Raw genomic sequence first — 5,829 nt, 5'->3', positions numbered from 1 at the left:
TGGAAAACTTCCTATGAATGTTACTCTGATGACGGTGTATCCGGTGGTGTGCAATCAACCATTGCTTTAGGAAAGAAGAAGCTGTCTGACTATATTTATGTGACCGTAGCCAAAACCGGTGCTCAGTATGATGGTGTACTGGCTTGTCTTGACAAAAAGACCGGTGAAATCAAGTGGGAACATAAAGCATATTATGCCTGGTCTTCTCCTGTATGTGTATACAATTCCGATGGTTCAGGTAAGGTGCTTTATTGCAGTTGTGGTGGAAAGGCTTATCTTCTGGACGGAAAGTCCGGGAAGCTTCTGGATGAAAATGAGATTTCCAGTGGAGCCATCGAGGCATCACCAGCTATATACAATAATTATATGGTTGTAGGAACCCGGGACTGCAGGATCTGCGGCCTGAAATTAGAATAAAATCAGAATAAGAGAATGAAATAAAATAACCATTGAACAAAGTGTAGTTAAACTGAGCATTATCAGTTCTGCAGCTTTTTCAATGGTTATTTTGTTATTTGTTTTAGTTATTTATTTTGGTTATCTGTTATTTATTTACCTGTATATGGGTTTACGTGTACCATACAGTGTTTTACATCCTGGAAGGTATTCTCGATCATATGATGTACTCTTTCTGCAATGGCATGGGCATCATTCAGGCTTTGCTGCCCATCTGCGGAGATCTCCAGATCCACATATATTTTTGATCCAAAGAGCCTGGTCTGAAGAACATCTACCCCTCTTACTCCTGGTACTTCCAAAACAGCCTGACGCATCTTGTCTTCCGTCTCCTCATCACAGGAATGATCTACCATCCTGTCTATTGCATCCTTAAAAATATCAATTGCTGCTTTCAAAATGAAAATACAGATCACCACGCTGGCAACAGGATCCATAATGGGACATCCCAGCCTTGCGCCTAGAATACCAACAAAAGATCCAACAGAAGACAGGGCATCGGAACGATGATGCCATGCATCTGCCATCAATGCACCGGAACTTATCTTCTTCGCCGCTGCTCTGGTATACCAGAACATCCACTCCTTCGTCGCTATGGAAACAACTGCAGCTATCAGGGCAAGAAGTCCCGGTTCCATGATCTTCTGCCCTTTGGAACCTGCAAGGATGCTCTTTATCCCACTCATGCCGATCCCCACACCTGTGACAAAAAGCAATCCTGCCAGAATGATCGCAGACACACATTCCAGCCTTTCATGGCCGTACTGATGCTCTGCATCTGACTTCTTGCCGGAAAGCTTCACTCCAATGATCACCACGATGGATACTGATCACATCAGATGCAGAATGTACTGCATCTGAAAGCATAGCTCCTGAATGAGCCAGAATACCTGCAAGAAGTTTAAACAAGGATAAAACCAGATTCACTGTAATACTTACTCCGGAAACTCTCATAGCAATCTTCTGCTGAGTTTGGCTTCCGTTTTCTTTGTTTTCCTGTTCCATAATAAGACCTCCTAAACAATACAATATGGTCTCTCGTTATGGCACATACATTAAACCACGCAGCGCATCCACAGATCTGTCATTCTTTTAAATAAAAAACACACCTGCGGAACATACACTGTCCCACAGATGTGCAATAAGTCTCACATCCGCTGCCGCTTTACGCAGCCCGGCGCCCATGCCGCTAGAATCGGCATCGCCTGCTCAGTTTGTACTGTTGATCTCGCATTCTGTTTCTAAATAAGAGACGTAATGCAGTGCAAAGAGATTTAGATAATATTACATCAAGCATATTCTTCTGTCAAGAAAAAAATACCTGTCATGAAGCAATAAAAATACACCTGTTATGAAACAATATTCTGCAGCCAGACTCCTTTTTTCACAAGTGTATATCCTACTACACACTTCAGCAGATCCGCACTCTGCACTGCTGCAAAAATCCCGATGATAGGCAGCTGGGTATACCGGCTGAGCACATAAGCGATCGGCACACTAATACACCATACAAATACACTGTCAAAAAAGAAAGTGATGATGGTCTTACCACCGGAACGCAGCGTAAAATAGGCTGCATGCAAAAAGGCATTGGCAGGCATAAATACAGCCATTACCATAATAAACTGTACAGCCAGCCCCCTTGCTTCCTGGTTCGTATTATAAAGCCTTGGAAAAAACGGAGCCAGCACCAGCATTAAAAGGGCAACCCCGGTACAGCAGAATACAGAAAAAGCGATCATCTTGTTGTCTGTATCCCTGGCTTTTTTCATATCCCCGGCTCCCAGAAGCTGTCCTACTACAATGGCGACTGAATCTCCCAGAGCAATAAATACAATGTTAAATACATTATTTATTGTATTGGAGATATTCTGGCAGCCACCACATTCAGTCCTCTCACAGAATAACATTGCGCCAGCATAGCCATTGCGCCCGCCCACAAGGTTTCATTCAGAAGAAGTGGTGTTCCCTTGATCAGGATCTTCTTAGTAAGAACAGCAGGCACTTTCAGTGTACTGTACAGACCTTTTGCAAAAGGCGCTCTCTCATGATGTGTATGAGTCCATCCGATCACAATGACAACCTCCACAGTATCCTGGATAGTACGGTAGCAATGGCTGCTCCCTCTACCCCCAGTTTGGGGAAGAAAAATTTACCATAGATCAGAAAATAATTAAATACAAGATTCACAACGACTGCAGTTACACCGGCTTTCATAGGCAGCACTGTCTCACCGCATTCACGAAGTGTACTGGAATATATCTGTACAAGCATAAAAGCAGGAAGTCCGAAAAGCATGATCCTAAGATAATCAAGACCATATCCCTTGGTTGCTGCCAGCGCCTGGGCTGTCCCCTCTCCATTCAGGTACATACCGATCAGGGAACTGCCGCAGGTGATAAAAAGACAAAATGTAATCACAGTCAATCCCATCGCCAGCCACAGCTTATACCGGAATGTCTGCCGTACACCCTCATGGTCTTTCTGTCCAAAATATTGAGCCGTAAATATACCAGCTCCGGAAACACCGCCAAAAATGCACAAATTATAAACAAAGAGCAGCTGATTCACAATCGCTGCCCCTGACATCGGCTCCGTCCCTACCCGGCCGATCATAATATTATCCAGCATACTCACAAAATTCGTGATCCCATTCTGGATCATAATAGGCACCGCTACAGCCAAAACCATTTTATAAAAGGCTTTATCACCGATGAACTTTTGCCGGAAGCTCATCCTCATCCTGGTTCCTTCCATCTCATTTCCTCCTCACCCATAGTATCTGCTATACTACATGATGCCGGTAACAATTGCAAGCGTTTTCGCATATAAATAAAAAGATACAGTAAAATAATCATTGGCAAATTTATAATAATCTGTCAAAGGTTATTTTACTGTATCCAAATCAATCCATTACTGATTACTTTTGGTTTTCCTGCTGGATCGTCCGGGATAATTCCCGTCCTCCCTGATCCAGCCACTCTTCCACAAAGGTTTCAAAATAATCCATAGGCTGATTTCCCATAACCATCTGGATAAAGGCATTTTTTTCCAGATTCTGCAGGGTCTGGGGAACTTCTCCATCCGATCCTGCCAGATACTGGATCGTAGGCGGCTCATAACCGTGATCTACCAAAAGGCCGATCGCCGAGATCCTGGATTTGTACGCAGCCCAGTCCTCTGCATTTACTGCTTCCCCTTTCATGTAGTTGGTAAGATAATTGGTACATGCCGTATAATAAGACTCCTCCAGTGCGGAAAGCTTGTCCTCTGTGATCTCACGATTCATCGCCTTACGGATATCCTTAGTAGCTATATAAGTAGCATCATAATAATCCACATTGATCACAAGCGGCCTTGCGGTAGGATCTACATTCAATGCAAAATATCCATTCACTTCATCTGCATCATCCGCATCATATCTGCTATAGTCAAACAGTACGCTGACGATCTTCATAACGATCTCCGGATGCTCATATCCTTTTCTGACCACCACATATTTATTGTCGCTGAAAGAATTATAAAAGTCTGTTCCATAATCCTCATCCCTGTGCACCAGATAATATGGCTCCCAGTCAGAATCCGGATTGTTCATCACTTCATCCATTAAGGGATTATTAGGGGTCCACCACAATCCAAAGAAAGCGCCGCATTTTCCTTCTACCACCAGATCCCGCAGATTATTCTGCTCTCTTAATGCAAAATTCTTGTCAATGATCCCTCTTTCATACAGATTATGAATATAGGAAATGGCTTTCTTGGTGGATGCAGTAAGAGACCCATAAATGATCTGTCCGTCACTGCAAATCTGCCATTTCCTTGGATGGGCTCCAAACAGATCAAAAATAGGATCTATGGAATAATTGGCGCTGGTGGAACCTACAAAAACGTTGTCACAAATCAGACCAATAGGATCTTCTCCTTCCTCCGTTCCCATCCGATTCTCTACAAAAGCTTCAATAATGTTAAATGCATCTTCCAAACTTTCAGGCTCCTCAAGCCCCAGCTGATTGATCCAGTCCCTTCTAAGCCACAAGAAACAAGGACCATGATCGATCACAGTCTCAGGCAATGCCATCAGCTTCCCGTCATAAGTACCGGATGCAAGAAGTGCAGGGCCATAACTGTCATACATTTCCTTGATCCTGTCCGTGGCACAGGACTCATATACCTGGGAAAGATCTTCGATCATATCATTTTCAACTAAATAATTCAGTGTTTCCCGGTCATCCACTACCATAACGTCCGGAATATTACGATCCTGAACCAGTACATTGACTCCTTCATTGTACCGATCCTCTCTCTCCATGTAAACATTCTCGTTCTGAATATTCAACATCTTTTTCAAATATCTGGTATATTCATTGTCCTCATAAGTATCCCCTGAAGGCAGATTGGAATTACTGGCACCGTTCATCTGAGCCAGCGTATACGTAACCTTCTCCGGATATTTCCCATAAGGTGTGGTTGCAGCTTTTTTCCATTCTTCTTCCACATCTGCTGCTGACTTTTCGGACTTTTCTTTTATTTCAGAACCACCTGCACAGCCTGAAAATGCCAAAACTACACTCGCTGCAGCAATGGCAGCAAAGACTTTCTTACTGTTTCTCACTTTGTAAAACTCCCTTCGGAATCCGCATCTCCACCCGGGTTCCTTCGCCTTTCTTACTATAAATACGGATCTTATGATCCTCTCCATACAAGAGACAGATACGGTCATTTACATTTTTCAGGCCATATCCTACAGCCTGATATGTGACCAGGGTCTCTGCTTCTGCCTGATCCATACCTGCTCCATTATCTTCTACCATCATAAGAACATCATTTCCATCCTGTACAAAGGAAAGTTTCAGGATCTTTTCTCCTTCTTCCTTTACATCAAGACCATGCTCCAGCGCATTCTCTACCACAGGCTGAAGCAGCAGCTTGGGAACGATCTCCCCTTTTACATCAGGATCGATCTTCCATTCTATTCTGAAATCATTGTCATGCATAACCAGCTGGATCTCCAGATATGCCTCAATATTCGGGATACAGCTTTCAACAGTAACCATCTCCTTGCCTTTGCTAAGAGCGGTACGATGAAAGCCTGGACAAAGCCAGTGTTACCCTGCTGATCTCTGTCTGGTCACTGCGGATCGCCATCCAGTTGATAATAGAAAGGGAATTATACAGGAAATGGGGATTGATCTGTGCAGTAAGCGCTTTCAGCTCAAACTCCTTCAAAGCAATCTTACTTTCATAAACCTCCTTAAACAGTCGGTTGATCTCATCCATCATACTCTGGAAGCCCCCGGGATCAAAAGTCCTACTTCTGTCTTCAGAGTCGCTGTAGACTGCAACTCTCCCGTACCCCCTGGCTTACCTGGTTCA

The 5,829-nt window shown here is 43.6% G+C and carries 4 protein-coding genes, 2 pseudogenes and 1 riboswitch; of the genes and pseudogenes, 1 reads left to right on the top strand and 5 read right to left on the bottom strand.

The window, feature by feature from the left end:
• Positions 1-417 (top strand): PQQ-binding-like beta-propeller repeat protein (locus R1Y93_RS08505; RefSeq protein ID WP_500822482.1); only part of this gene is annotated, 417 nt, incomplete at its 5' end.
• A gap of 131 nt (positions 418-548) precedes the next feature.
• Here R1Y93_RS08505 and R1Y93_RS08500 read toward each other — a convergent pair.
• The 5 genes and pseudogenes from R1Y93_RS08500 to R1Y93_RS08480 all read right to left on the bottom strand — a co-directional run bounded on the left by R1Y93_RS08500 (position 549) and on the right by R1Y93_RS08480 (position 5,736).
• Positions 549-1,461 (bottom strand): annotated as a pseudogene (locus tag R1Y93_RS08500) (cation diffusion facilitator family transporter).
• A gap of 116 nt (positions 1,462-1,577) precedes the next feature.
• A riboswitch (NiCo riboswitch) is annotated at positions 1,578-1,679 on the bottom strand.
• 126 nt (positions 1,680-1,805) lie between these two features.
• Positions 1,806-3,198, bottom strand: a pseudogene (locus tag R1Y93_RS08495) (MATE family efflux transporter).
• A 178-nt stretch (positions 3,199-3,376) separates the two neighbouring features.
• Positions 3,377-5,068, bottom strand: coding sequence for a type 2 periplasmic-binding domain-containing protein (locus tag R1Y93_RS08490; protein WP_500822481.1), 1,692 nt, complete (start codon positions 5,066-5,068; stop codon positions 3,377-3,379).
• Positions 5,055-5,510: a sensor histidine kinase gene (locus R1Y93_RS08485; RefSeq protein ID WP_500822480.1), complete on the bottom strand. Its 456-nt coding sequence runs from the start codon at positions 5,508-5,510 to the stop codon at positions 5,055-5,057. The genes R1Y93_RS08490 and R1Y93_RS08485 overlap by 14 nt, the downstream gene beginning before the upstream one ends.
• 13 nt (positions 5,511-5,523) lie before the next feature.
• Complete coding sequence (locus R1Y93_RS08480; RefSeq protein ID WP_500822479.1) at positions 5,524-5,736, bottom strand: sensor histidine kinase; 213 nt, start codon at positions 5,734-5,736, stop codon at positions 5,524-5,526.
• Positions 5,737-5,829 lie beyond the last annotated feature (93 nt).

The organism is Blautia sp. HA3515, assembly GCF_059933065.1.
Note: the sequence above shows the minus strand (reverse complement) of the source record. Positions and strands in the feature narration are given on the sequence as shown.